Annotated in this window: 26 protein-coding genes; 12 read left to right on the forward strand and 14 right to left on the reverse strand. The window is 51.7% G+C overall.

Annotation, left to right across the window (positions count from 1 at the left end):
* Positions 1–4: 4 nt before the first annotated feature.
* Entirely contained in the window at positions 5–1,711 is a 1,707-nt protein-coding gene (locus FH871_RS18720) for a glycosyltransferase family 39 protein (protein ID WP_138992935.1), read from the reverse strand.
* Positions 1,712–1,803: 92 nt separating this feature from the next.
* Between FH871_RS18720 and mog the strand changes: the two genes are divergently transcribed.
* Positions 1,804–2,340 (forward strand): molybdopterin adenylyltransferase, encoded by a 537-nt coding sequence (gene mog, locus FH871_RS18725; protein ID WP_138992936.1) that lies wholly within the window; start codon positions 1,804–1,806, stop codon positions 2,338–2,340.
* Here the strand turns inward: mog and FH871_RS18730 are convergent, their stop codons facing one another.
* Positions 2,341–3,639, reverse strand: a complete 1,299-nt coding sequence (locus FH871_RS18730; RefSeq protein ID WP_138992937.1) for an anthranilate phosphoribosyltransferase — start codon at positions 3,637–3,639, stop codon at positions 2,341–2,343.
* Between the two features lie 294 nt (positions 3,640–3,933).
* Positions 3,934–4,482, reverse strand: coding sequence for a phosphatase PAP2 family protein (locus FH871_RS18735; RefSeq protein WP_229317384.1), 549 nt, complete (start codon positions 4,480–4,482; stop codon positions 3,934–3,936).
* A 190-nt stretch (positions 4,483–4,672) separates the two neighbouring features.
* Here FH871_RS18735 and FH871_RS18740 point away from each other — a divergent pair, with 190 nt between their 5' ends.
* The 9 genes from FH871_RS18740 (at position 4,673) to FH871_RS18780 (ending at position 12,717) form a co-directional block, all read left to right on the forward strand.
* On the forward strand, positions 4,673–6,220 hold the full coding sequence (locus FH871_RS18740; protein ID WP_171062886.1) for a glycosyltransferase family 39 protein: 1,548 nt from the start codon (positions 4,673–4,675) through the stop codon (positions 6,218–6,220).
* A 65-nt stretch (positions 6,221–6,285) separates the two neighbouring features.
* Positions 6,286–6,831: a DUF177 domain-containing protein gene (locus FH871_RS18745; protein ID WP_138992940.1), complete on the forward strand. Its 546-nt coding sequence runs from the start codon at positions 6,286–6,288 to the stop codon at positions 6,829–6,831.
* Between the two features lie 79 nt (positions 6,832–6,910).
* Complete coding sequence (gene rpmF, locus FH871_RS18750; protein ID WP_114407505.1) at positions 6,911–7,105, forward strand: 50S ribosomal protein L32; 195 nt, start codon at positions 6,911–6,913, stop codon at positions 7,103–7,105.
* Between the two features lie 185 nt (positions 7,106–7,290).
* Positions 7,291–8,229, forward strand: coding sequence for a phosphate acyltransferase PlsX (plsX, locus tag FH871_RS18755; protein WP_138992941.1), 939 nt, complete (start codon positions 7,291–7,293; stop codon positions 8,227–8,229).
* Positions 8,230–8,345: 116 nt separating this feature from the next.
* Positions 8,346–9,332 (forward strand): beta-ketoacyl-ACP synthase III, encoded by a 987-nt coding sequence (locus tag FH871_RS18760; RefSeq protein ID WP_138992942.1) that lies wholly within the window; start codon positions 8,346–8,348, stop codon positions 9,330–9,332.
* Positions 9,333–9,448: 116 nt separating this feature from the next.
* On the forward strand, positions 9,449–10,012 hold the full coding sequence (gene efp / locus FH871_RS18765) for an elongation factor P (protein WP_114407503.1): 564 nt from the start codon (positions 9,449–9,451) through the stop codon (positions 10,010–10,012).
* A gap of 91 nt (positions 10,013–10,103) precedes the next feature.
* Positions 10,104–10,574, forward strand: coding sequence for an acetyl-CoA carboxylase biotin carboxyl carrier protein (accB, locus tag FH871_RS18770; protein ID WP_138992943.1), 471 nt, complete (start codon positions 10,104–10,106; stop codon positions 10,572–10,574).
* A gap of 101 nt (positions 10,575–10,675) precedes the next feature.
* On the forward strand, positions 10,676–12,019 hold the full coding sequence (accC, locus tag FH871_RS18775; protein ID WP_138992944.1) for an acetyl-CoA carboxylase biotin carboxylase subunit: 1,344 nt from the start codon (positions 10,676–10,678) through the stop codon (positions 12,017–12,019).
* 239 nt (positions 12,020–12,258) lie between these two features.
* On the forward strand, positions 12,259–12,717 hold the full coding sequence (locus FH871_RS18780) for a nuclear transport factor 2 family protein (RefSeq protein WP_138992945.1): 459 nt from the start codon (positions 12,259–12,261) through the stop codon (positions 12,715–12,717).
* 99 nt (positions 12,718–12,816) lie between these two features.
* On the opposite strand, the gene FH871_RS18785 is transcribed toward FH871_RS18780, so the two are convergent.
* Together FH871_RS18785 and FH871_RS18790 are read right to left on the reverse strand one after the other, a co-directional pair.
* Positions 12,817–13,638 (reverse strand): enoyl-CoA hydratase-related protein, encoded by an 822-nt coding sequence (locus tag FH871_RS18785; protein WP_138992946.1) that lies wholly within the window; start codon positions 13,636–13,638, stop codon positions 12,817–12,819.
* Between the two features lie 163 nt (positions 13,639–13,801).
* The gene (locus tag FH871_RS18790) at positions 13,802–14,020 is read right to left on the reverse strand and encodes a hypothetical protein (RefSeq protein ID WP_138992947.1); all 219 of its coding nucleotides are present in this window, start codon (positions 14,018–14,020) and stop codon (positions 13,802–13,804) included.
* A 303-nt stretch (positions 14,021–14,323) separates the two neighbouring features.
* Here FH871_RS18790 and FH871_RS18795 point away from each other — a divergent pair, with 303 nt between their 5' ends.
* A complete protein-coding gene (locus FH871_RS18795) occupies positions 14,324–14,674 on the forward strand; it encodes a hypothetical protein (protein WP_138992948.1) in 351 nt (116 codons plus the stop codon).
* 73 nt (positions 14,675–14,747) lie between these two features.
* On the opposite strand, the gene FH871_RS18800 is transcribed toward FH871_RS18795, so the two are convergent.
* The 3 genes from FH871_RS18800 to FH871_RS18810 form a co-directional block, all read right to left on the reverse strand.
* Positions 14,748–15,725: a radical SAM protein gene (locus FH871_RS18800; RefSeq protein ID WP_138992949.1), complete on the reverse strand. Its 978-nt coding sequence runs from the start codon at positions 15,723–15,725 to the stop codon at positions 14,748–14,750.
* 3 nt (positions 15,726–15,728) lie between these two features.
* Positions 15,729–16,571 (reverse strand): acetyl-CoA carboxylase, carboxyltransferase subunit beta, encoded by an 843-nt coding sequence (accD, locus tag FH871_RS18805; RefSeq protein ID WP_138992950.1) that lies wholly within the window; start codon positions 16,569–16,571, stop codon positions 15,729–15,731.
* 88 nt (positions 16,572–16,659) lie between these two features.
* A complete protein-coding gene (locus tag FH871_RS18810; protein WP_138992951.1) occupies positions 16,660–17,358 on the reverse strand; it encodes a DNA alkylation repair protein in 699 nt (232 codons plus the stop codon).
* Between the two features lie 78 nt (positions 17,359–17,436).
* Between FH871_RS18810 and FH871_RS18815 the strand changes: the two genes are divergently transcribed.
* The gene (locus FH871_RS18815) at positions 17,437–17,997 is read left to right on the forward strand and encodes an NADPH-dependent FMN reductase (protein ID WP_138992952.1); all 561 of its coding nucleotides are present in this window, start codon (positions 17,437–17,439) and stop codon (positions 17,995–17,997) included.
* A 63-nt stretch (positions 17,998–18,060) separates the two neighbouring features.
* Here FH871_RS18815 and ftsZ read toward each other — a convergent pair whose 3' ends face one another.
* From ftsZ to FH871_RS18845, 6 genes are all read right to left on the reverse strand, one after another.
* Positions 18,061–19,473, reverse strand: a complete 1,413-nt coding sequence (ftsZ, locus tag FH871_RS18820) for a cell division protein FtsZ (RefSeq protein WP_138992953.1) — start codon at positions 19,471–19,473, stop codon at positions 18,061–18,063.
* A gap of 79 nt (positions 19,474–19,552) precedes the next feature.
* Positions 19,553–20,977, reverse strand: a complete 1,425-nt coding sequence (ftsA, locus tag FH871_RS18825) for a cell division protein FtsA (RefSeq protein WP_138992954.1) — start codon at positions 20,975–20,977, stop codon at positions 19,553–19,555.
* On the reverse strand, positions 20,974–21,750 hold the full coding sequence (locus FH871_RS18830; RefSeq protein WP_138992955.1) for a cell division protein FtsQ/DivIB: 777 nt from the start codon (positions 21,748–21,750) through the stop codon (positions 20,974–20,976). Before FH871_RS18830 ends, ftsA begins: the two co-directional genes overlap by 4 nt.
* A gap of 32 nt (positions 21,751–21,782) precedes the next feature.
* Entirely contained in the window at positions 21,783–23,165 is a 1,383-nt protein-coding gene (murC, locus tag FH871_RS18835) for a UDP-N-acetylmuramate--L-alanine ligase (RefSeq protein ID WP_138992956.1), read from the reverse strand.
* A gap of 154 nt (positions 23,166–23,319) precedes the next feature.
* Entirely contained in the window at positions 23,320–24,417 is a 1,098-nt protein-coding gene (gene murG / locus FH871_RS18840; protein WP_138992957.1) for an undecaprenyldiphospho-muramoylpentapeptide beta-N-acetylglucosaminyltransferase, read from the reverse strand.
* A gap of 64 nt (positions 24,418–24,481) precedes the next feature.
* Complete coding sequence (locus tag FH871_RS18845) at positions 24,482–25,624, reverse strand: FtsW/RodA/SpoVE family cell cycle protein (RefSeq protein WP_171062887.1); 1,143 nt, start codon at positions 25,622–25,624, stop codon at positions 24,482–24,484.
* Between the last annotated feature and the right edge of the window lie 8 nt (positions 25,625–25,632).

Below are 25,632 nucleotides of genomic sequence, written 5' to 3' on the forward strand. Positions count from 1 at the left end.
TCAATCACTTAAACGCCGGTTTTCTCCGCAGGAAAACAAAACCGGCTTCCTCCCGGATGATTTCCAGATTCGGATGATAACGATACTGGTCGATATTGATGTTGCGGGTGACGAAAAAAGCCGGTTTATCGACCGGGCCGTTGATCAGCCATTCTTCGCTGTAGCTTTTGGGATTGGTCTGCGGTTGTTTCCGGAAATAAAACAGGTGGGCGTAGCTTTTATAGCCGATGGGTTCGATGTACACCTCCTGCCCCTGTTTGGCTTCGTAAAAATCAATGACCGCACCCTGCGTATATCGCTCGATTTTGGGAACAATCGCCGGTAACACAAACCACAGCAAAACCGGTGTGGCCAGAAACAACGTCACCACACTGCCGACGGGCCGTTTTTGCCGAAGCACTAGCAGGCTCAGAATGACCAGCCCATACGCCGTCCCGATGATCCATTCCCAGCCCTGCCATTCGACGGGGGCGGTCAGGTTGGCGGCTGCAAACCGGTCTTTGATGTACGGGATCAGTTCGACGGCATTCATTCCGACCAGCGGCAAGGCTGTAATCAGGAGGGCCAAAACGCCACCAATCACGGCAATGCCGATGGTAAGCCAGCGGTTCCATTTTAATGCGCCATTCAGATAGCTATACAAAACCGTAGCGGCCAGGTAAGAAACCGGAAACCAGGCCATCGAAGAATAATGGACGATTTTGGTTTTGACGATGGAAAATAAGATCATCACGACCCAAAACAGAATAATCATCCAGCGCCGGAACGAAACCGCTCGTCCGGATTGCAAATCCACAACAGACGTACGTCCAGACCGGACCGCCGGACCGTTAAAATCTGGACGAGTACCCGCAGTATCCGAAAAGAACCCGCGAATCGCCAGCAGTGACATTGGAAAACAGCCCAGCAAAACCACCACAAAATGATAATAAAATGGTTGCTGGTGGCCGGCGTCGGGCGTGGAGAACAACCGGATCTGGTAGCGGAAAAATTCTTCAAAAAACCAGAAACCGTTCTTGGCCAGCTCCAGACCAAACCAGACCGAGGCCACGGCCAGCCCGCAACCAAAGAACAACAAACCGTTCAGAAAGCTGAGAATCGGACGAAACCGCTGAATGGCCCAGTAAACCAGAAAGGTCAGGCCGACCAGCAAACCGCCCACGGGTCCTTTGGTCAATACCGCCAACCCGACGAACAGCCCCGAAAAAGCTGCCAGCCGGGTGGCTTTGGGCGTGCCGTATGCCGAAACCGCCTGGGCGATGAACCAGACGCTCAGGAAGATGAAAAGGTTGAAGGTCGGATCGATAATACCGGATTTGAAATACAGATGGGGCGTTAAGGAACCGAAATAGGCCAGCGCCCACAGCAGACCAAACCGCTCATCGACACTCTTTTTCCCCACGAAATAGAGAACCAGCAGCGTGACAATGCCAGCCACCGCATTGGGAAACCGGGCGGCAAACTCGTTGATGCCGAATGCCTTCATGGCCAGCACCTGCAGCCAGAAAAACAGGGGCGGTTTTTCCCAAAACGGCTGAAAGTTGATCTGAACCCGGGTATAGTTGCCCGTCACGATCATTTCCCGCGCCGACTCGGCAAAATTGATCTCATCCCAGTCGAAGAGGTGAACGCGGCCCAGAAACGGGAAATAGAACAACGCTCCGGCCAGAACCAGCAATACGGGAATAAAACGGGACGGAATTCGGGGCATAGCGTTGGGATTGATTTCGCAAAAGTACAGAAACTAGCCGTTCCGTCGCGTGCTTGCGTGTATCTTTGCGCCATCATTCTAAAAGGCTTTCCATGGCAACTCCAATTCGTATCGGTGTAATCAATGTGTCTGACCGGGCTAGTGCGGGCATTTACGAAGACATTCCCGGCAAAGCCGTAGTAAGTTTGTTGACAAAATACCTGAGTTGTGACTGGGAGCCGGTGTATCGGGTCATTCCCGACGAACAACCCCAACTGGAAGCCACGATGATCGAACTCGCCGATGTGGAAGGCTGCTGTCTGGTGGTGACCACGGGCGGCACCGGCCCGGCCTTGCGTGATGTGACACCGGAAGCAACCGAAGCGGTTTGTCAGAAAATGATGCCGGGATTTGGTGAGCTGATGCGGCAGGAAAGTCTGAAATACGTGCCGACGGCCATTCTGTCCCGCCAGACCGCCGGGATTCGCAACCAGACGCTGATGCTGAATTTGCCCGGAAAACCGACGGCGATCGAGCAATGTCTATCAGTAGTTTTTCCGGCCATTCCGTATTGCATCGATTTGATTGGCGGCCCGTTTCTGACGACCAATCCGGACGTTATGAAGGTGTTTCGGCCCAAATCGGCCTGATTAGCTCAATCGGACGTCTTTCATGGTCCGCCCGTCCAACTGCCCTTCGATCCAGTCCATGCCCCGGCTTAGCAAGGCCTGGGTAAAGCGGACGCGGTTGTCGAAGTCGTCGTTGGTGGTTTCGCCTTCATTCATAAAATCGCGGATGAGCCGGGCGTTGTCGTTAACCTGCAGGTTCATCACAATTTCGTCACTGGCCGTGCGGTATTCGGCAAAGGCGGGCAAGTCGGCGTCGAAATGCTGGTAAAACAAGTGACCGCGGGCCGTCCGGACGGCGCACAGAATGCCGCTGCTCCGGCTGGTCGAGGGCGAAAGACTGCCTTCCAAACCGCGTTTCATCACAATGACGGCATCAAAACCGGCCATGAGTGCCAGTTCGGCCATTTTCATCTGGAAGGGAACCTGAAAAACCGGCGTTACCAGAATCCGGGCACTGCACGGGTTCATGATTTTTTCGAGCGTTGCTAAAAACGGTCGTTTGAGCATGAGCCGACGGCGGTCGACCCAACGGTTCAAGGCAGGGGAAAGGGCCTTCTGGTCCAGCACCCAGCCGAACGGTTCCGGTGGCGTGTTGATTTCGTGGTTGCTTTGCAACATCTGACACCCCAGATAGAGATACAGATCGTGGGCATTGAGGGTATATTTCGGCCCCGGTGTTCGGCCAACGACCGACAACGCACCGTAGCCGCGTTGTTCGAAAAAATGGGCCAGCAGCGGAGTAATCAGGTACGTATGCTCCACGCCATCGAACGGTTCGGCCAGTTGAACCAGCGGACGGTCGACACAGCTCAGTTGCCGAAAACCGGGCGTGATGGTTTCCATGGCGGCATCATAGAAGCCCTTGTATTCGTCGTTGGATTCGATGCGGATGCGCAAAATGTTGATAGCCATGCCTTTGAACGTTTCACAATCGTCGTCCAAAAACAGAAAGTTTCCCAACTGATGGGCTTCGCTGGAGCGGAGAATATGGCCTTTCAGAAGTTTGGTGGCAATGGGAAAGAGGTTTGTGGGCAAATCAGGACATACTTTATTGATAAAAAAGGTCGGATTCAAAAAAGCCCCTTTCCCGAAAATCTGCTCCAGTGACCGTTCTTCCGGCATCGGTCCTTTCGCCAGCAGAGCCCCCAGAAAAGCACCCTTTTGCAACGGATCGGCGTGGCCCGACACCAACTCCTGTCGGCATTCTTCCATTAAAGCAGGGGGTAGGGGTCGGCGGCCCAACTTGCCGAAACCAATGTGCTGAATACCCCGGCCTAAGGCTGTAGTGGTTGGATCAGCAATGGATGGCGTTTGAAGCATAATAATGGAGAACCTTGGATTTCAAGCTGAAATTACGAAAAGGGATACATTTTGTTGATAACTGAGATTATTTTTAAACTGAATTTTTGATAAATACCAAATAATTATTGATATAAACCCATTTAGGCAACGTATTTTTTGGAAAATAGGCTATTTTGCCAAATGGAAAAGCTGGATGTACAGGGCATTTCAAAAACCCGGATAGGCAGGTATATACGTAAAAGGAAAGCAATCGAACTATTTACCGATTGGATGTGATTATTTTAAGACTATTTTTGTATGTGCAATTTTTTCTTAAAACCGCAACCGCCGATCGTGCCAGCTTTGTGGATTTTGGTCCCAGTGGCGGCTCAGGAGCCAGAAAACGAAAATGGAGGAAACCGTGCCGATCAGCGAGCCAACGTAGACGTCTTCCACAAAATGTTGAAAGAGGTATACCCGAGAATAGGCGGTGATGACCGCCAGCATGGCAAAAAACCAGCCCCGGTTTTTGCGATCGTCGAGCAGGGCCAGGAGGCAAAAAACCGCAAAAGCCGTGGTCGAGTGGCCCGACGGAAAACTGTTGTAGCTGTGAATGTCCAGGCCATCGATGATCCGGTATTGCCAGGGCGAATGTTCGAAATATTTCAGCGGGCGCAACGAATCCGAGAAAACGAGCTGCTTCAATAGGCGGGTAATCAGCGTCGACAGCAGGAACGAGGCCGCTCCCATCAGGGCAAACCGGAACGACCGGAATAAGAGAATGATGATGACCAGAACGGAGAAGGCGCCATCGCCCAGATACGTTACATTCTGAAAAAACAGATCGGCCAGGGGCGTGTGGTGGCCATTCACCCATTGCATGAGCTCAGTCTTGTTATAAACTAGCATCAACACACTGACCGTTGCCAGGCACAGGAAGTAGACGATGAAAAAAGAACGATTTCTGGATACAATTTCCATAAATAGCGGTATTAACGGGCAGAAATAGGGGAACGGTGTGAAAAAAAATGAATTAGAAAGTATCTTGATGCGGTTTTACACTCGGCGTTATATGAGTCCTGTTTCATTGCCTGGTTTTGTTTCCATACTGCCCACGACAGTCGCCTATCGCCGGATTGGCTGGCTTTTTACGGTTGCCTGGGGGGCTTTTATTGTTTTTCGCCGTTTGCTGCGCGAAGGCATGTGGGCCGACGGCCTCACCTACGCGGCCCTTTCCCGCAATATGGCCCTTGGAAAAGGGGCATTCTGGTCACCGGTTTTTGCCAGTTCGTTCTGGCTGCCCTTCAACCAGACGGAAACGTTTTACGAGCATCCTCCCCTGTTGTTTTATATCCAGTCCTGGTTTTTCAGGCTCCTTGGCGATACCTACGTCACCGAACGCGTCTATTGTTTCGTCGTGCTTCTTCTGATCCTTCTTCTGATGGTTCAGTTATGGCGGCAACTCGTTCCGACCGACCATCCATTGTACCGCTGGGAGTGGTTACCGGTTTTTCTGCTGTTTACGTTTCCGCTCACAGAGTGGACCTATGCGCAAAATTACCTGGACGTAACAATGAGCCTGTTCTGTCTGCTGACCGTCAAATATACGATTGAAGGCTGGCAAAATCCCAAAAAATGGTTTCTAATGGCCTTGCTGGCGGTTTTGGCCTTGCTGGCAGCTTTTCTGACCAAAGGCCCGGTAAGTCTGCACGTGCTGGCGGTTCCGGGGTTATACGGCCTGTTGGGCTGCCCAACCCCGCAGTTCGCGAAGGCGACCCGCTGGACGCTTCTGCTGATCGGCGGTTTTACACTGCTGCTGTCGCTTCTGTTGCTATATGAACCGGCCCGGATTTTCCTGCATACCTACTTTAACCAGCAGGTGTGGGCAGCCCTGAACGGAAAACGCGAAGTCTATGGCGATACCTCAGGCTCATTGGGTCGAACATTCATTGTGAAGGTGTTGCTGACCAACCTGGCCCCCGCGCTGGGGCTTCTGGCGGTTTTGTGGCTTCTAAACCGGTTTTGGTTGAAATCACGGGAAGCGATTCGTCCGCTTTCGGGAATGATCCGGTTTTATATGGCCCTGGGGCTGGCTTCTACGCTACCCATTATGGCTACCACCAAACAGATCGAATATTACATCGTTCCCGCACTTCCGTATATGGCACTGGGATTAGGCGCCTGGATAGGGCCACAACTGGTAAAACTCACGTTTCGGTTGACAAAAACCAGTTTGCGGATCTTCCTGGCGCTGGGATGGATAGCCTGCCTCGGCTCCGGACTCTACGGAATCAGCATTGCCGGAACGCCCTACCACAGCCACCGGGCCATTCTGGCCGATGTTCACACCATCGGATCGGTCGTCCCTTCGAACACCAGGCTGGGGGTTTGCCCGGAAATGATGGCCAGTGTCTTGCTCCATTCGTACCTGCAACGCTACCACCGCCTGGAAATGACGACGCTGGCGAAAAAACCGGCCTATTTCCTGGCTGATGCGACGTGCCGTGACGCCCAGCAGCAGCAATTGACCGCAGCCGGCTACCAACCCATTGCGGTTTCGATGAAAAGTTACGTCCTCTACCGCCGGTCGGCCCCACCCGTCTCAACAAAGAGACTGTAAATTGATAGTTAGTCTTTTAGGATTCAGAAATAGTTCGTAACTTTGCGGACTATTTTGAGACGATAGTGAAGGAGTTGCAAAAATACACCATCCCCATTAGCAGTCTTGAAGACAAATCGTACGAGTTTGACTTTGAATCCGGCGATGCGTTTTTCGAGGCCATGGATCAGGAACTGATTCAGAGCGGGTCATTCAAGACGCATCTGGTTCTGACCAAGTCGTCGTCGATGATTCACTTGAATTTCCATATCCAGGGAACGGTGGGGCTCATCTGTGACCGCAGCCTGGATCCGTTCGACGAGCCGATTGATATTGAGGAACAATTGTTTCTGAAATTTTCGGATCGCGTGGAGGAACTGACCGACGAAATCGAACTGATTCTGTGGGAGACGCAGCAAATTAACATTGCGCGTTACCTTTTCGATTTTATCGTGCTGTCGTTGCCGATGAAAAAACTGCACCCCCGGTTCCGGCAGGAAGAAAACGACGAGGATGAGGAGCAGGAAGGCAGGGTGGTATACCGGTCGGACGCTCCGGGGCCCGATGACGAAACCCCTGAGCCGCCCGTTGACCCCCGTTGGGAAGCATTGCGAAAACTGAATAATAATTAATACAATTTGTTATCACTCCAGCAACCGTTCCGGTGGTGGGAGAATGGCAAGACTTACTGACAATTGACAAGATACAATTATGGCACATCCCAAACGCAGACATTCAACCACCCGGCGGGACAAGCGTAGAACGCACGATAAACTGACCCCGAAGGCACTCTCTTTCGATGCGACGACGGGCGAGATTCACATTCGTCACAAAGCGCACGTATTCGAAGGCAACCTGTATTACAAAGGCAAGGTGATGATTGAAAATTACGCACCAACCGCCTGACATTCTAGCCCCCAACCCCACGCAGGGGCTTTTTTCAGCGTATCGAAAACCTCTTTTGCGGGGTTGGGGGTAAAAAGTATTTCACAGGAATCTGCACCGGATGAACGTGAAATACTTTTTTATTGCCGGGCAACTACTATTTTTACACGTTCGTTTACCAATTCAGCGCACCCAAACCTGGTTCAATGAGAATCGCAGTCGACGCTATGGGTGGCGATTTCGCTCCGGACGCAATTGTGGAAGGAGTCGTGATGGCCGCTAAAGAATTACCGAGTGACGTTACCATCGTATTGGTGGGCAAGCAACGGGTAATTGAAGACCTTCTTCAAAAATATAATTACGCAGGTTCCAGCGTGGAAATTGTCCATGCAGAAGATGTGGTTGAAATGGGAGAGCACCCCACCAAGGCACTCTCGCAAAAACCCAATTCCAGCATCGGAGTTGGGTTTAAACTTTTACGTGACAAGTTGGTCGACGCCTTTTGCAGTGCGGGCAATACCGGTGCCATGCACGTGGGAGCCCTGTTCAGCATCAAAGCGATCGAAGGGGTTATGCGCCCCGCCATTGCCGGTTTTGTTCCCCAGCTTAGTGGCGGTTTTGCCGTTATTGTCGATATTGGTGCCAATGCCGACTGCAAACCGGAAATGCTGCTGCAATTTGGCGAAATTGGCTCCATCTACGCCCAGTACACGTTCGGGATCGATAAACCCCGCGTGGCATTGATGAACATCGGCGAGGAAGAGCAAAAAGGATCGCTGATTGCCCAGGCCGCCTATCAGTTGCTGAAAGACAGCCGGAAAATCAATTTTGTCGGTAATATGGAAGGGGGCGATTTTTTCCGCGACAAAGCGGATGTGATCGTAACGGACGGTTTTACGGGCAACATCCTGTTCAAAATGGGCGAGTCGATTTACGAAATGACCAAAGAACTGGGCCTGAGCCACGAGTTTACGGACAAAACCAACTATGAATCGGTGGGTGGCAGCCCGATTGTGGGTGTTAATGGAAATGTCATTATTGCCCACGGGATCTCGTCGCCGTTGGCCATTAAAAATATGCTTAGTCTGGCAAAAAAGCAGGTAGAATCCAACGCTTATACGAAAATCGCACAGGCTTTAAGTTGAAATAAGACCAAAGAGTAAAGACATGAGACAAAAGACATCAGCAACCTTGCGACCGATCGACTCTCTTGTTCCCTGTCTCTATTCTCTTGTCTGTAAAATTGATTGCACCCCCGAGTATGAACAGTAAAGCGGCAATTACGGGCGTATACGGCTATGTACCGGACTACATCCTGACCAACGCGGAGTTGGAGAAAATGGTGGATACCAGTGACGAATGGATCACCAGCCGCACCGGTATCAAAGAACGGCATATCTTGAAAGGTGAAGGCCTGGGCACGTCGCACATGGCGGCAAAGGCCGTGGAAGGCTTACTGGCCAAAACCGGTACAGAACCGGCAGACATTGAACTGCTGATCTGTGCCACCACCACACCGGATTACGTTTTTCCGTCGACGGCCAACCTGATTTGTGACATGACCGGCATCCGGGCCGTCGGGAGCTTCGATATTCAGGCCGCCTGTTCGGGGTTCCTGTATGCGCTAACGATTGGTTCTCAGTTCATCGAAACCGGAAAATACAAGAAAGTGATCGTGGTCGGCGCCGATAAAATGTCGGCCATCGTCGACTATACCGATCGAACCACCTGCGTGTTGTTTGGCGACGGTGCTGGTGCGGTTTTGCTGGAACCCACAACGGAAGACAACGGCATCATCGACTCCATCATTCGCTCCGACGGTTCCGGCCAGAATCATCTGGTTCAGAAAGCCGGTGGAAGCCGTTACCCGCCTACGCATGAGACAATCGATAAACGCTGGCACTACGTCTATCAGGACGGTCCGTCGGTGTTTAAGTTTGCGGTCAAGAATATGGCCGATGTCTCCGCCGAAATTATGGAGCGCAACCATTTGAAAGGCAGCGATGTCGCCTGGCTCGTACCACATCAGGCCAATAAACGCATTATTGAAGCCACCGCAAACCGCATGGGCCTGGGCATGGACCGGGTCATGCTCAATATTCATAAATACGGCAATACCACCGCAGCAACCATCCCGCTCTGCCTGTTCGACTACGAGTCACAGTTGAAAAAAGGCGATAACCTGATTCTGGCCGCTTTTGGTGGCGGGTTTACCTGGGGAGCGATATATCTAAAGTGGGCACTCTGATTGTCTGAACCCGGATTACACGGATTAACTGTGATTTAAAAATCGCGTAATCAGTCAAATTAGCATAGTCCGGTTCAGGTTAATCAGATTAATCAGTATAATCATAGTTCAAAACCATGGCAACGACCGCAGACATTCGGAACGGACTCGTTATTCAATTTAACCACGACCTGTTTCAGATTACTGAATTCCAACATGTTAAGCCCGGCAAAGGCGGGGCTTTCGTCCGTACAAAACTGAAAAGTTTAACATCGGGTAAAGTTCTCGACAACACGTTCAACGCCGGTGTAACGATTTATCCGGTGCGGGTAGAACGCCGGAAGTTTCAGTTCCTGTACAAAGACGAAGCTGGCTACAATTTCATGGACAATGAAACCTTCGATCAGATCAATCTGACGGATAAAATTGTAGAGGGCGCTGATTTGATGAAAGAAGGGCAGGAAGTTGAAATTCTGATCAACGCCGAAACCGATACGCCGTTGACATGCGAATTACCGCCTTTTGTGGAATTGGAAGTGACCTATTCAGAACCGGGAATCCGGGGCGATACGGCTAACAGCGCCAAAAAGAAAGTAGATGTATCGACCGGTGCTACCATCATGGTACCGCTGTTTATCGAACAGGGTGATAAAATCCGGGTCGATACCCGTACCCGCGATTACGTAGAACGAGTTAAATAAAAAGAATGATGAATGATGAACGATGAACGATGAATGGTTTCCAGTCTTTTCATTCATCGCTCATCGTTCATCATTCATCATTTAGAAAAACATGGACACGAAAGACATTCAGAACCTTATTGATTTCATCGCCCAGTCGGGACTGGATGAAGTTAGTATTGAAACCAACGAACTGAAGCTGAACGTAAAACGCTACGGTCAGACACCGGTTTCTTCGGTACCGCCGGTTGCACAACCAGCTCCGCAACAACCGGCCCCGGCCGCTCCATCGGCGGTTTCGACACCTGCGCCCACGCCGGCCCCCAAAGCAGAAACGAGCAACTACCTGACCATCAAATCGCCCATGATCGGCACCTTCTACCGGTCGGCGGGTCCTGAGGCTGCATCGTTTGTAGAAATAGGCGACGAGGTGAAACCGGGAAAAACGGTTTGTATCATCGAAGCCATGAAGCTCTTCAACGAAATCGAGTCCGAAGTGGCGGGCCGGATTGTCAAAGTCCTGGTCGAAAACGCTACGCCGGTCGAATATGATCAACCGTTGTTCCTAGTCGAACCTATTTAATGAGCGAATGAGTGAATGGGTGACTGAGTGAATAAAAACGGGGCTTGCTTAATTTTTATTCACTCAGTCACCCCTTCACCCATTCACAATTCTAAAAAATTGTGTTCAAGAAAATCCTAATCGCCAATCGGGGCGAAATTGCGTTGCGGATCATCCGGACGTGCCGCGAGATGGGCATCAAGACGGTAGCGGTTTATTCGACCGCCGACCGCGACAGCCTGCATGTGCGGTTTGCCGACGAGGCCGTTTGCATCGGTCCTCCGCCGAGCCGCCAATCCTATCTGAATATTCCCAGTATTATTTCTGCCGCTGAAGTGACCAGTGCCGATGCCATTCATCCGGGCTACGGTTTTCTGTCTGAAAATGCGGAATTTTCGCAGATCTGCGCCGATTACGGTATCAAGTTCATTGGAGCAACGGCCGAGCAAATCAACGCAATGGGCGATAAGGCGACAGCCAAAGCCACGATGAGAGCCGCCGGTGTCCCGGTTATTCCAGGTTCGGAAGGGCTGCTGGAATCGGTGGAAGAAGGCAAACTGCTGGCGGCCGGAATCGGTTATCCGGTCATTGTGAAAGCAACGGCCGGGGGCGGTGGCCGCGGGATGCGGATCATCAAAAGCGAGCTGGAATTCGAAAAAGCCTGGCTCGACGCCAAGATGGAATCCGGTGCAGCCTTTGGCAACGACGGTCTGTATCTGGAGAAATTCGTGGAAGAACCACGTCACATTGAAATCCAGATTGTTGGAGATCAATACGGTAAAGTCTGCCACCTCTCGGAACGCGATTGTTCCATTCAGCGCCGACACCAGAAGCTGGTCGAAGAAACGCCTTCGCCGGTGGTCAGCTCCGAACTGCGGGAGCGGATGGGGGAAGCCGCCATCAAAGGCGCGTCGGCCATCGGGTATGAAGGTGCCGGAACCGTTGAGTTTCTGGTCGACAAACACGGTGATTTCTACTTTATGGAGATGAACACCCGGATTCAGGTGGAACACCCCATAACGGAAGAAGTGACTGATTTTGACCTGATTAAGGAGCAAATTAAAGTTGCTGCCGGAACGCCGATTTCCGGAAAAAATTATACTCCGAAAATCTACGCGATGGAATGCCGCATCAACGCGGAAGATCCTGCCAACGGTTTTCGGCCTTCACCGGGCAAGATCACGAACCTGCACTTTCCGGGTGGACACGGGATTCGGATCGATAGCCACGTTTACAGTGGCTACACCATTCCGCCGAACTACGACTCAATGATTGCCAAGCTGATCGTGTCAGGCCAATCGCGCGAGGAGGTCATTACCCGCATGAAGCGGGCGTTGCAGGAAGTGGTGATCGAAGGCATCAAAACCACCATTCCGTTCCACATCAAGCTGATGGACGACCCCAAGTTCCGGTCGGGTCAGTTTACGACTTCGTTTTTGGAAGGATTTGATTTTAGTACATTATAACGACCCTCGGACTCAGAACCGTAGGGATGTAAAGCCGGAAGTTGGAGACAACTTCCGGCTTTTTTATGACATTCCACAGGGGCCATTTTGACAAATAACGCCTGTCACCCCCCGGCCTCTCTTTGGAGAAGCGAACTTTGAACAGGATTTGTTTCACAACAGCGGTGAGCGGATTCGCGGGCGTTGTATGAAATGATTCGGAATCCGTATATTTAGGTTAAATGCAGCTACTTTATCCGATGAGAAAAGCACTACTGATTGTATGCAGCCTGGTTTCGCTATCCGCCTGGGCACAGTCTGACGACGAAAAAGGCGTTAGAGCCGCCATCACCCAGCTATTCGACGGGATGCGGAAGGCCGACACAACGCTCTTCAAAGCGGTTTTTGCGCCCACAGCGTCGCTTCAAAGTATTGCGAAAAACAAAGAGGGAGCGGTCAGTGTACGGAGTGAATCGATTCCCAACTTTATTGCGTCGGTTGGCAAGCAGAAACCGGGGGCACTCGACGAGCGGCTTTCGGCCTATGACGTCAGGATCGACGCCGAACTGGCCATCGCCTGGACGCCGTATGTTTTCTACTTCAACGGCCAGAAAAGCCACTGTGGCGTCAATGTTTTTACGCTGGTGAAGCTGAATGGCGGCTGGAAGATTCAGGCCATTATCGATACCCGGCGACGGGAAGGCTGTCCGGATTGGTAAAGAGAATGATAAATAATAAATGAGTAATGCTAAATGTAAAAGTGGTTAGGCGCTTCTGAAACACTTTTGTATTTAATATTTATCATTTTACATTTAAAATTACTTTTCTTTCCCCCACTTCGGTAGCCGTTTCTCCAAAAAAGCCGCCATCCCTTCTTTGGCATCGGCGGTTTGCTGAAGCTGCTGAAATTGCTCGTGCAGAAATGCCTGTTGCTGATCTTGAGGAATATTTTTTAGCTGTTGATAAGCCCGTAAACCAAACTGCATTGCCGTTGGGGAATACTGTTTCAATTCGTTCACTACTTTTTGAACGGTTTCGTCCAGTTGGGCCATCGAAACGACTTCCGTTACCAGTCCGACCGACTGTGCTTCGGTTGCCGACAGCGTCCGGGCGCGGAGACACAGGTCAAGTGCCGTTCGGGCGGGCATGATGTCGAGCAAAACCGCCATGACCTGAAACGGAAACAGACCGCGTTTCACTTCCGGTAAGCTAAACGCAGCGGTATCGACGGCCACAACATGCGTGCAACCACCCACCAGCAGAAAACCGCCCGCATACACCGCTCCCTGCACCCTGGCGATACACGGTTTATGCAGGCCCGCCAGCAACTCTCCCAGCCGCACCGGGCCGGAGGGGGGAGGAACGGTTTGCGCGTTTGGCTCGCTGGACGACAGGCTTTTCAGATCCATGCCAGCACAGAATACATCGCCCGTAGCCGCCAGCACCACCAGCCAAACGTTTTTTTCGTAGTGAGCATAAGCCAGTGCAAAGGCCAGCTCGTTCAGCAGCGTGGGGTTCAGCGCATTTTTCTTTTCAGGGCGGTTGAGCGTCAGGGTCAGCACATGATCGTCCAGACACGTCAGCAAATGCTGAAATGAATGGGCTGAAAAACCGGCGGTTTGCTCGGGCGTGTAAAGCATTGTGTACCAATCGTAAAAGATTGTGAATAGTTGCCGGTTGTAATACTACAAAATTGCCTTCGCCATTTCAAAATAAATGACCAACTGCTGGTATCATCCGAGCCTTCCTTTCTTCTTTCCCCACTCATACACGGTCGGAATTTTAAGGAACTGACCGACAAGCCTATACACTCGGTGCATGCTCGGGAATGGCAATTCGTAGCTCCCGGAATACCTGATCCCGAACATCGACATCGGCCAGCAGCACGGCAACCGGCCAGGATACGTTGAGTTTCTGGCAAAATAGTAAAGCTTCGTTGCCTTTCATGGCAGAATTGGCTACCACGGTGTAGGTATGGCCAGGAATCATAGCGGCCAGGTGTTTGCCGGAGATGATAAGCATAGGAAAACAAATGTATGGCAGAACAAAATACCCCGGCTCCATCGAAACCGGGGTGATTCAACTTTCTGTTAACTTAGATTGTGTTCTCAAAGGTAACATTATTTTTACTGGCATCATACCTTTGTATTAGTTTTATAATATATTTGTGTTATAATAGTTGGTGGTAAGGCTTAATCTGTATTGTTGTTGCAATACAGGCGTCTTTCTAAGAAGTGGGTCGGTGACTTGATCGGCTAACCATGTTTATCCGGCGGGAAACAACTTCTAAAAACCTGGGGATTCACTCTGTAAACGGTGTAAATCATGTATTTCTTCATTGAAAATCTTCCTCATCTCAACAATCGCTACCAGTTCCATTTGATGAAAAATAGCCGGGAATCCATCCTGAGCAGCGAATTGTTCGATACGAAAGTCGATTGCCAACTAGCCGTGAGTGCCGCCCGGCGGGCCGGAAGTGAAATAGCCAATTATCCTTTGTGGGAGTTGGTGGGTAACATCCGTTTCAACCTGTTTTATGGCAACGATAACCTTTTAATTGGTACAATCAGGTATAAGTCAATTGAGGAGCGCAACCAAGCGTTACAGGAAGTCGTAGACACGATTGCCCAAGTCCAGATTCGTGATCAGGCTCCAGCGATGTCACTGGCAGCGTGAATTTGAATCCACCGACCGGGTCTGAATCCTGGTATGGAGCAAAAGGAATTGTAGCGGAGCGATCCTGTGGAGGTTAGAACAATTGCTTCCAGGTTCCCTTGATGCGGTTGTATTTTAAGGTGCTGGGGAGGGCTTTCCACCAATACCGGTTCATTTCAACGGCAAAGGAAGGCTGCATGTAGCAATTGATGGCGCAGCCTTCGCAACCCGGCAGCCGACCTTCCAGTGCAATCAGTTTCTGCACTTCATCAGAGCGATAGAGATCATACAGCTTGCCGTCGATGGGCAGGTCTTTCAGGCCGAGGTGGTAGCAGGGAAGTACCAATTTGTTTTCGGGGGAAATCACCAGGGTGGTGCTGCCGGCCAGACAAATCGGATCGTCGACATGGTTGCCGCCATCGCGCCGGAGTTGAATGAAGGCGTCGTTGAGATACACGTTTTTCTGTTTGCCCCACCACGTCATTTCCTGCAAGGTCTTCTCCGAAAAACCGCCCCCGGTTTCAACGTCGTTGTATTCAAAAACCGGATTCAAAATCAGAACCAGGTCATTGGGTAGGCAAATTTCTTCGTGCAGTTGTTTGATCTGGTGAACGTTGTGTTCAAAAACCGTGAACAGAATATCCGGCCGTTCGCCTAGTTGTTTCGCGATGGCGATGGAGTCCATCACTTTATCGAAACACTTCACGCCCCGCGATTTGTCGTGTTCTTCCGCAATCGGCGAATCCAGCGAAAAATGCAGCATATCGACCAGACCGTGCAGCCGTTCGGCGTATTTGGGGTAGAGCAGCCCATTGGTCGTAATGGTGGTAATGAGCCCGATGTTTTTGGCTTCGCGGAGCAGGTCGTCCAGTTGGCGGTGCAACAGGGGTTCACCCCCCGTAAAATCGATAACCCGGACGCCCAGCCGCTTCAAATCCCGCAGGTTGTCGCGCACGTTCTCCAGCGTCACGTAGGGCGAGGGACGCTCCCAAATGTCGCAGAAACTACAGGTCGCATTGCAGCGATAGGTGATGTAGTAATTGCAGAGAACGGGATGGGAGACCAGGCGCATAAGTTACTGCAACATTTTAAACAACCCCGTCAGCTTGTCTTTCAGATCTTTCCGATCGACAATGAAATCCAGAAAACCGTGATCCAGTACGAACTCGGCACTCTGGAACCCTTCGGGCAGGTTTTTACCGATGGTTTCGCGAATGACGCGTGGCCCGGCAAAGCCGATCAAAGCCCCCGGCTCGGCAATGTTGAAATCGCCCAGCATCGCAAAGGACGCCGTCACACCGCCGGTGGTTGGGTCGGTCAGCAGGGAAACATACGGTATTTTCTCGTTCGATAATAGCGCCAGTTTCGCCGAGGTTTTGGCCATTTGCATCAGCGAATAACCGGCTTCCATCATCCGCGCTCCGCCTGATTTCGAAATCATGACGAACGGCGTCCGGGTTTTGATCGAATGGTCGATGGCCCGGGCAATTTTTTCGCCCACCACCGATCCCATCGAACCGCCGATGAAATTAAAGTCCATACAGGCCACCGTAACCTCCAGTTCGTTCATCTGCCCGTAGGCCGACCGAACGGCATCTTTGAGCTGCGTTTTGTTGATGGTCGCTTTCACGCGTTCCGGATACGGCTTCGTGTCGACAAACTTCAGCGGATCACCCGAGGTCATGTTCGCATCCAGTTCCGTAAATACACCGTCGTCGAACAGGATGGAAAAATAGGCATCCGAACCGATTTTTTCGTGGTAGTTGCAGTGTACGCAGGTATAGGCGTTGATCTTGTGTTCCCGCGAATGCATAATTTTCTTGCAATTCGGGCATTGGTACCACAAGCCGTCCGGCGCTTCGCGCTTCTCTTCGGTTGGCGTGTTGATACCTTTTTCTTTACGGATAAACCACGACATAGGGGGTCAGTCTCCAGTTAACAGTTCGCAATCAATAACTTTGCTTTTCAGGCAGGGGGCAAAGATAGTAAGAAAACGGCAGGGCTGCTCATAGATCAAGGTAGTACTTTCGCCGGACGGGGTCAAACCGTTCGATGGCATACCGTAAAGCCGTCCGCGGAAACCGCCCCGCATGGTCGTGCAGGAACTCTTCGAGCGCATCCGGATTTTTCTTTCCTACTTCCCGCAGCATCCAGCCAACGGCTTTGTGAATGAGATCGTGCCGGTGACTAAGCAACAGTTCGGCAATCTGAAAAGTGTCCTGAAACTGGTTTTTACGAATAAAAGCCAGCGTAGACACCATCGCAATTCGCTGCGACCACAGGTGGTTTTCCTGCGCCAGTTCGTATAAAACGCTGCGGTCTTTGTTCAGCAGGTAGTTGCCAACGATTCCGGGACAGCTCGTGTCCACCAGGTCCCAGTTGTTGACAAAGTTTTTATTCCGGAGGTAGTAATCGAAAATCAGTCGCCGGTTTTCTTCGCCGGGCCGTTTGACCTGGTTGGTCCAGATGATGAGGCCCGTCAGACGGCATTCGTGAAACGGGTCCCGCACGAGCTTTTCCGTCTCCTCTGGCGGCAGCAGCCGGTAGGTTTGGGCAATGATGCGCTGTTGTGGAACCGACAAGCCCAGAAATTCATCGCCTTCGCCGTACTGGCCCGGCCCGGTTTTAAAAAATCGTTTGAAAAAGACGGCTTTTTCGGGAACCGCCAGCGCCAATAGCTCAGCCTTAACGTTCTGGTGAGTCATTTTTGTACTTGAACTAAAACCCGAACGGGTTGTTATTGCTCCAACTGAGTGTCTATTCAGCAGAACGAAAACAAGGATATGAATACAAATCCTACCGAACCGGTACGTGAAAATCCCATCATCATCATCGTCGGAACCAATCGGAAAGACTCCATGTCGCGCCATATTGCCGATTATTACCACCTCATTTTGCAACAAATGGGTAAACCGAGTGATATTCTGGATTTAAGTGGACTTCCCCCCGATTTTATGACGACGGCCTTGTACGAAAATACGGGAAAAAATCCTGAATTCAACCGGTATAAGGAAGTGGTCGAACAGGCGAAGAAAATGGTGTTTATCGTCCCGGAGTACAACAATTCGTATCCCGGTGTCCTGAAAGCCTTTATCGACGGAATGAGTTATCCCAGCGGTTTATCAAACAAGAAAGTTGCACTGGTGGGGCTATCCGCCAATCACCAGGGTGGAGCCCTGGCTCTCAGCCATTTGAATGATATTTTTAGCTATCTGGGGACGAATACACTGGCGCTGCGCGTGAAACTGGCGCAGATCCGGAATTACTGGAAAGAAGGCGCTCTGCACAATGAGCTTTATAACCTGCTCCTGCAACAACAGGCGCAGCAATTAATTGATTTTTGATTGAGCGAGTTAGTGATTGGCGGCCCCGCCAATCACTAACTCGCTCAATCACGCAATGACAACTCAATCATTCAGTCGGGTACGAATAATATCCCGCTCATCGAGAAGCGGTATTTCGTATAAATTCACTTTCTGGCGGGCAAAAGCCGGCGTTTCCAATTCCCTTTCCCGCTCCGAATAACGCCCCTGCGAAAATCCTTCGACCATTTTCTGAATCAGCAGCAAGTCATCTTCCCGCTTTTCGTCAATCAGAATGTCGTCGATGCTGGTCAGATGCGGACGGATTACCGGATCGGGTACCGGCGCTACCTCAACGTTATTACCACCCCGGGTCAGGGTGTCTGCTCCCTGGGGTTGGTCCTCCGTTACCAGCTCCGTATCTTCTTCTTCCTCAACGGGTAATTCGTCGGTTATCTCCTCTTTTTTCAGCTCCGGCTCTGGTTGTTTCCAGTTCGTTGGCGGAAAATCCGGTCGTTCGGCGGGCAAATCAAAACCTGCAGCAATCACCGTCACGCGGAGATTTTTGCCCAAAGACTTGTCTTTGATCGTACCGTATTTGAAGAGATGCGCCTGCTTGTCTTTGCCGATTTTTTCTTTGATATAACCGGTAATGATCTGCAATTCCCGCATGGTCGTACGGGCATCCGGACCCGACGCCATCGTGAGCAGAATCCGTTTGGCACCCCGAATGTCGCGGTCGTTGAGCAACGGCGAGTTGAGGGCATCCTGAATGGCGGTCAGTGCGCGGGTTTCGCCTTCGGCATCGGCAGAACCCATCACGGCTTGACCGGCACCTTCCAGTACGCGTTTGACGTCCATGAAGTCGACGTTGATTTCACCCTGAACGGTAATGATTTCCGCGATACTTTTAACGGCATTCGCCAGCACGTCATCGGCCTTGGCAAATGCCTGATCCATCGGAAAATCCTCAAAGATTTCCGCCAGCTTATCGTTGAGAATGACCAGTACGGTGTCGCAGTATTCCTTCAACTCTTCGATACCGCGCATGGCCTGATCAAGCTTCTCGATGCCTTCAAAGTCGAACGGTGCCGTAACGACGGCAATCGTCAGCAAGCCCATTTCCCGGGCAATCTGTGCAATAACCGGTGCGGCCCCGGTTCCGGTTCCACCCCCCATCCCCGCCGTGATGAAAACCATCTTGGTGGGTTCGCCCAGTAACTGCCGGATGTCGTCCGTATTTTCCAAGGCTGCCTGACGGCCCACTTCAGGGTTCGTTCCGGCCCCCAATCCGGAAGTCAGAAGGGCTCCCAATTGGATTTTGGTCTTTACCGGGCTATTGGTCAGCGACTGGCGGTCGGTGTTGCAGACAATAAAATCCACATCCTTCACGCCCATTCGAAACATGTGGTTGACGGCATTGCTGCCACCGCCACCGACGCCTATTACTTTAATGATTGGGTCATCCTCCTCGTCGGGGAATTCAAACCTCATGCCGTACTCCAATGCCTCTGGCATACCTGCTAATGTTTGTTGCTATAAATATATATTTGGTAACGCTGGATAGCCAGTACGTTTTGCCGTCAAAATTGAGTACTTACTGATTGTACCGGTCGTCGGGGCCGAGGTCTTTGCCGATGTCATCGGTCAGAAACTTCCGAACCCAGGTCATAAACCCTCCTCCCCCTTTTTCTTCTCCTTTACCCGTGTCTTTCGTATTCTTCCCGGATGTCTGTCCGTTTGTACCGTGTCCATGACCGTGACCATGTCCGTTCGTGCCGGAACCAATCACCGGATTCAAAACCATGTGCTGCAACGGAATGCGGTCGTCTAACCGTTTGAAACCGGCCCACACCAGACCCACTGCCGTGGCAAAAGCCGGGTCGCTGACCAGGTCCGCCTTGACATTATGTTCCAGTTGATCCGGAAAACCAATCCGGACGTCGAGACCTGTAACGCGCTCAAAAATCCGCTCGATGCCTGAGATCGAAGCCGTTCCGCCGGTCAGCACCACACCGCCTACCAGTTTGTCGCGGTAGCCGGAGCGGATGATTTCGGCCTGTACCATCGCTGCGATTTCTTTCAGACGGGCCTCAATGACGAGAGCCACGTTTTTCAGCAGAATATCTTTGGGGGGCCGACCGCTCAGGTTCGGAACCGCCACGACTTCATTCAGTCGGAAATCCGTGGGATCGGCACTGCCAAACTTCGTCTTCAGCAGTTCAGCCTGCGTTGGCAACACCCGGCACCCGACTTCCAGGTCGGCCGTCAGGCTATTTCCCGCGTAGGGAACCACGGCGACATGCCGCAGCACATTTTTGTGATAAATCGCAATTTCAGTCGTTCCACCGCCAATATCGACCAGGGCGACACCGGCGTGTTTTTCCTCATCGGTTAAAACCGCCAAAGCCGACGCGAGGGGCGCCAGCAGGAATTTGTCGTTTTCCAGCGGTTCTTTCTGGGGTGATACCGAACGGGCGCGCTGAATACATTTCCGGGTGTAGGAAGCGGAACTCGTTTGGGCGGTAATGACTTGAAAATCAGCTTCCAGCTTAACTCCGATACGCCCAACGGGGTAGTCGATGTTCGATTCGCTGTCGACCGTGAAATCCATTGGCAGGACGTGGACGATTTCCGCACCGGCCGGCAGAACCGAACGGTACATATCGCCCACCAGGTGGTCGATGTCGTCGGCCACCACCTCGTCCCCGGGCGACGTGCGCGTAATGCTGCCGTGTTGTCGGCGGGCGGTTACGTTTTGCCCGGAAAAACTGACATTCACGACGTGAATATCGATGTTGGCTTGTCCGGCGGCTTCCTCAACCGCCCGGTTGATAGCTTCGACGGTTTGCCCAATATTGACGACGGAGCCTTTGGTGACTCCTTTGGAAATGGCTTTTCCCACGCCCAGGACATCCAGGCGAGCGTGATCGTTACTGCGGATAAGGCGACCGGCCACGGCGCACACTTTGGTGCTGCCGATGTCCAGTCCAACTATAATTTCTTCCTGCTTAGGTATCATTCGCACACAATCTGGTTACGGTACTGCACACTAACCCTCCGGTATCGTTCCCACCCTTTCAGGGGCAGAATATGCTTGTAAAACAATTTAATCTTTTCAAATTTAGACTCCAGTTCGACGGGTTGCCCGATTTCGATCAAACAGTCGCCCACCTGCGGAATCAGCGTAACCTCGCGATTTCTGTCGACTACCACCTGGGCCACCTGCGCTTTCCAGAACGGGTCTTTTTCAATCTGCTTCAGTAACTCAATCAACGGTTGGTTTTGCTCCGTCGTCAACGATTTCCGTTCGCTGAAATACGAACCGGACACCAGAACAACCCGTGCCGTATAATTCATGGACAGTGGAAACCAGCGCCCTTCTTCGGTCAAATAATAACCGGCATACGCTGATTTGTCCTCATCGCCATCCGGAACCAGCCGCGCCAACGGCCGTTGCTGCTTGATATCAGCGATCAGAATGCCTTTCAGGTCCCGATACAACTGACAACTTTTTATCAACCCATTCTGTTTCAGCCGTCTTTCCAAAAGCTTCAAATCCAGGTCGGCATAGTCATCGCCCAGGAGTGGATCGGCGCCTTCGTTGGTCAGCGTTTTCAGTACATCGTTCCGGTTTAAAAACCGGTGGCCATCAACTTCGTCCATCCGGATGTCGATGCCTTCACACTGGCGGTGGTTTTGGCGGTGTTCGGTAAAAGCAATTAGCCCCACCAAAATAGCCAAACCGGCTACGGTCAGAATGAAAGTTCTATTTAAGGGAAAAATAGAAAACATCCGTGTTTATTAACTTTAAAAGAGATGAATTTTTATTGATTGGTCTCAAATAGGTTTCGCAACACCGGAATCATCTGATCGATATCGCCTGCGCCGATGGTGGCCACCAATTCCGGCGGTTCGTTTCGCAGCAGATCGGGCAGGTCCGCTTTGGTGCATTGAACTTTATTTTCAGACAAAATCGATTTAAAAATCAGGTCGGCACTCACCCCCTCGATGGGTAACTCACGAGCGGGGTAAATATCGAGCAAAATAACCCGATCGGCCAGCGAAAGGCTCTTTGCAAACTCATCGGCAAAATCACGGGTCCGGCTAAAGAGGTGCGGCTGAAAAATGGCCGTTACCTTCCGCTCCGGATACAACGCTTTCAATGACGATAAAAAGGCAAATACTTCGGCGGGGTGATGGGCATAATCATCGATAAATATAACGTTTTTTGATTTGAGTATGTACTCGAAGCGACGTTTTACCCCCTTATAATTTCCGAGTGCCTGCCGGATCTGTTCTGGTGCGACACCCACCTGCAAAGCGGCAGCCGCAGCAGCGACGGCATTCTCGACGTTATGAAAACCGGGCATCTGCAGAGCTATATTTTCGATAACGCCCTGAGGATAAACGATGTCGAAAACGAAGCAGGCGTTTTCGATGCGCAAATTCTTACTGTAGAACGAGCCTTCGTCTAACGCGTACTCATAAACGGTCGCCGGGGTGCGGTCGGCCAATGCCAGCCCCCGTTTCATGAACAGGGTTCCATCCGGTTTAATCTGGCCGACAAAAGCACTGAATGAATCCAGAACCGCGTTGTGGTCGCCATAAATATCCAGGTGGTCGGCGTCGGTCGAGGTGACGATAGCCACCTGCGGAAACAGGGTCAGAAACGACCGGTCAAATTCATCGGCTTCCACCACGCAAATGACCTTCGACAGATCGTCGGTGGGTTCGTTCAGCAGAAAATTGGTGCCGTAATTTTGGGTAATGCCGCCCAGAAAAGCCGCACAGTTGACGCCCGAATCTTTCAGAATATGGGCCACCATCGACGAAGTGGTCGTTTTGCCGTGGGTGCCGGCAATGGCCACGGTGGTCATCCGCCCGGCCAGCAAACCCAGCACCTGCGACCGTTTCTGCAACGTAAAACCGTGTTCGGTCAGGTAAATGTATTCCAGATGGGTTTTGGGTACGGCAGGCGTGTAAATGACCAGGGTTTCGTCCCGGTTTTCCCGAAAATGCGCCGGAATCTGTTCGACATCTTCCTCAAAGTGAATGGCCATGCCTTCCTGTTGCAGGGCGTTGGTCAGGGTTGTGGCGGTGCGGTCATATCCCGCTACTTCATACCCGTTGACCAGAAACCACCGCGCCAGGGCACTCATGCCAATACCGCCAATTCCCAGAAAATAAACGTAACGGATGTTATTCATTTTTAATGGTCTACGATGGTTTTGATGGTTAAATGGCTATGATGGTTTGAATGGTTAAAAATGGTTTTGATGGTTAAATATGGTTGGATGGTTTTTAGACCTGTAACCATTTAACCATGCAGCCATTTAAACGAGTCAAACCATTTCCAACCATCTATTTTATCAATTTTAAAACTTCTTCCGCAATTTCCCGCGCGGCTTTGGGCCGGGCCAGTTCGCGAATGTGTTGACTGAGCTTTTGCTGCTGCCCGGGGGCGGCCAAAAGCCGCAGGGCCGCCGAAACCAGGTCGGTGGGGGCTGCGCGGTCGTTGACCAGCAAAGCTGCCTGTCGATTCACCAGACTCATCGCATTCTTGGTCTGGTGGTCTTCCGAAGCTGCCGGAAACGGCACCAGAATCGCCGGTTTTTCGACCAGACAAAGCTCGGAAACCGACAAGGCTCCCGCCCGCGACACCACCACGTCGGCGGCTGCGTAAGCCAGATCCATTTCGTAAATAAAATCAAACGCTTTGACCCGGCTGGCCCCGGCATCGGCGATGGCTTTGCGGGCGCGTTCGATGAACAGCGGCCCGGTTTGCCAGACAACCTGATGGCCGGAATCGACCAGCAGCCGAAGGTCTTTTTCGATGCTTTCGTTGATGGTCCGTGCTCCCTGACTGCCCCCGATGATCAGCAACGTTTTGCGATCGGGTTCCAGCTTAAAAAAAGCCAAGCCTTCCGGGCGTTTCCCTTTGGCCTGCATAATGTCGGTCCGGACGGGATTACCCGTCAGCTTGATTTTTTGAACGGGAAAAAACGCTTCCATGCCGGGATAAGCCACGCAGATGGTTTTAGCCCCGCGCGACAACAGCTTGTTGGTTAACCCGGCGTATGAATTCTGCTCCTGAATCAGTGTCGGAATGCCCTTCAGCGAAGCCGCCAGCAAAACCGGGCCACTAGCGTAGCCACCCACGCCCACGGCCACATCCGGCCCGAAGTCGCGGACAACCTGTTGTGCCTTCAGAAAACTTCGCCCCAGTTTGAACGGGAAAGCCAGATTCTCCAGCGTCAGCTTCCGTTTAATGCCGACCACCGGCAAGCCGATGATCCGGTAGCCTGCCCGCGGCACTTTTTCCATTTCCATCTTTCCTTCCGCTCCCACGAACAAAATCTCGGTGGCTGGATCGATGGTTTTCAGCTCATTGGCAATGGCAATCGCCGGGTAAATGTGTCCGCCGGTTCCTCCACCGCTGATGATGATGCGTTTTGGCATAGTGGGTTGACTCCGAATTGAAATTCCGAAATGTTAAAAACCGTTCGGAATCAGTTGGTTTACGTTATATTTTACTTTCGTCGGCTTCTCCCCGGCTCACACTGATGATAATGCCAATGGCCGTACCGGTGAAGAGCAGTGAGGTGCCGCCCATGCTGAGCAGCGGCAACGGCTGGCCCGTTACGGGAACCAATCCGACCGAAACCGCCATGTTGATCATCGCCTGAATCACAATACTGAATGTTAGACCAGCCGACAGCAAACCGCCATACGCCCGGTTGGCCTTTCGAATGGCCCGCATCCCGCGCCAGAGCAGGTAGAGATAGGCCGCGATGATAACAATGCCGCCGATCAGCCCGTATTCTTCCACGATCATGGCAAAAATAAAGTCGGAATAGGAGTGGGGCAGGAAATTCCGCTGATGGCTGTTCCCCGGTCCCTGTCCGTAAATGCCGCCGTGTGCCAGCGCGATGTACGATTGTTCAACCTGAAATTCGGGCGGTCGCCTTCCGTTGAAGGTCTCCCAATAATTGGTCAGACGACTGCCCGATGTTTTAGCCCGCTGCCCGATCAAAAGAGCAAAGCTACCCATGATCATGCAAACCACCACCATGATGAGCAAATACTTGCTGGGTACGCGTCCGATGAACATCAGCAGAAAGCAGGTGGCGGCCAGCAAAGCCGCTGTCGATGCGTTACTCAAAACGATACAGGCACAAATAATCCCGATCCAGCCAATCATGTTGACCAAAACGCTGGGATCATACTGTTCTTTTTTGATGTGCTGCCGTTTGGCCAGCATGGCGGCCAGATTGGAGATCAAGGCCAGTTTGGCCAAATCCGAGGGCTGAAAGGTCTGGTTAATCAACGGAATGGTGATCCAGCGCGAGGCTTCGTTCAGGTTGGTTCCTTTGAAATAAGCCCAGAGCAGGAGGGGGACCGACAGCCACATGCCAAACCGCGACAGCCGGGCGTAGTAGATGTAGTTGAACCGGTGAGCCACCCACATGCAGGCCAGCCCCAGCACCACCAGCGCGCCGTGTTTGAAGAGGTAATGTTCCGTTGATTGCAGTTTCTGATAGGCCATCGTCCCCGTGGCACTATACACCACCGCAACGCTCATAATCGATAGAAAAAGCACGACCCCCCAAATGTGGTAGTCGCCCTTGATGTTGCTTTTCAACCAGTCTGTTGGAGAGATCGTCATAGTTTGAG

Source organism: Larkinella sp. C7, assembly GCF_006149005.1.
Classification (GTDB): domain Bacteria; phylum Bacteroidota; class Bacteroidia; order Cytophagales; family Spirosomataceae; genus Larkinella.

Excerpts from the sequence above, each read along its gene's own strand:
- FH871_RS18720 (WP_138992935.1), bottom strand. The coding sequence starts at position 1,711 with ATGCCCCGAATTCCGTCCCGTTTTATTCCCGTATTGCTGGTTCTGGCC.
- mog (WP_138992936.1), top strand. The coding sequence starts at position 1,804 with ATGGCAACTCCAATTCGTATCGGTGTAATCAATGTGTCTGACCGGGCT.
- FH871_RS18730 (WP_138992937.1), bottom strand. The coding sequence starts at position 3,639 with ATGCTTCAAACGCCATCCATTGCTGATCCAACCACTACAGCCTTAGGC.
- FH871_RS18735 (WP_229317384.1), bottom strand. The coding sequence starts at position 4,482 with ATGCAATGGGTGAATGGCCACCACACGCCCCTGGCCGATCTGTTTTTT.
- FH871_RS18740 (WP_171062886.1), top strand. The coding sequence starts at position 4,673 with ATGAGTCCTGTTTCATTGCCTGGTTTTGTTTCCATACTGCCCACGACA.
- rpmF (WP_114407505.1), top strand. The coding sequence starts at position 6,911 with ATGGCACATCCCAAACGCAGACATTCAACCACCCGGCGGGACAAGCGT.
- plsX (WP_138992941.1), top strand. The coding sequence starts at position 7,291 with ATGAGAATCGCAGTCGACGCTATGGGTGGCGATTTCGCTCCGGACGCA.
- FH871_RS18760 (WP_138992942.1), top strand. The coding sequence starts at position 8,346 with ATGAACAGTAAAGCGGCAATTACGGGCGTATACGGCTATGTACCGGAC.
- efp (WP_114407503.1), top strand. The coding sequence starts at position 9,449 with ATGGCAACGACCGCAGACATTCGGAACGGACTCGTTATTCAATTTAAC.
- accB (WP_138992943.1), top strand. The coding sequence starts at position 10,104 with ATGGACACGAAAGACATTCAGAACCTTATTGATTTCATCGCCCAGTCG.
- FH871_RS18780 (WP_138992945.1), top strand. The coding sequence starts at position 12,259 with ATGAGAAAAGCACTACTGATTGTATGCAGCCTGGTTTCGCTATCCGCC.
- FH871_RS18785 (WP_138992946.1), bottom strand. The coding sequence starts at position 13,638 with ATGCTTTACACGCCCGAGCAAACCGCCGGTTTTTCAGCCCATTCATTT.
- FH871_RS18790 (WP_138992947.1), bottom strand. The coding sequence starts at position 14,020 with ATGCTTATCATCTCCGGCAAACACCTGGCCGCTATGATTCCTGGCCAT.
- FH871_RS18795 (WP_138992948.1), top strand. The coding sequence starts at position 14,324 with ATGTATTTCTTCATTGAAAATCTTCCTCATCTCAACAATCGCTACCAG.
- FH871_RS18800 (WP_138992949.1), bottom strand. The coding sequence starts at position 15,725 with ATGCGCCTGGTCTCCCATCCCGTTCTCTGCAATTACTACATCACCTAT.
- accD (WP_138992950.1), bottom strand. The coding sequence starts at position 16,571 with ATGTCGTGGTTTATCCGTAAAGAAAAAGGTATCAACACGCCAACCGAA.
- FH871_RS18810 (WP_138992951.1), bottom strand. The coding sequence starts at position 17,358 with ATGACTCACCAGAACGTTAAGGCTGAGCTATTGGCGCTGGCGGTTCCC.
- FH871_RS18815 (WP_138992952.1), top strand. The coding sequence starts at position 17,437 with ATGAATACAAATCCTACCGAACCGGTACGTGAAAATCCCATCATCATC.
- ftsZ (WP_138992953.1), bottom strand. The coding sequence starts at position 19,473 with ATGCCAGAGGCATTGGAGTACGGCATGAGGTTTGAATTCCCCGACGAG.
- ftsA (WP_138992954.1), bottom strand. The coding sequence starts at position 20,977 with ATGATACCTAAGCAGGAAGAAATTATAGTTGGACTGGACATCGGCAGC.
- FH871_RS18830 (WP_138992955.1), bottom strand. The coding sequence starts at position 21,750 with ATGTTTTCTATTTTTCCCTTAAATAGAACTTTCATTCTGACCGTAGCC.
- murC (WP_138992956.1), bottom strand. The coding sequence starts at position 23,165 with ATGAATAACATCCGTTACGTTTATTTTCTGGGAATTGGCGGTATTGGC.
- murG (WP_138992957.1), bottom strand. The coding sequence starts at position 24,417 with ATGCCAAAACGCATCATCATCAGCGGTGGAGGAACCGGCGGACACATT.
- FH871_RS18845 (WP_171062887.1), bottom strand. The coding sequence starts at position 25,624 with ATGACGATCTCTCCAACAGACTGGTTGAAAAGCAACATCAAGGGCGAC.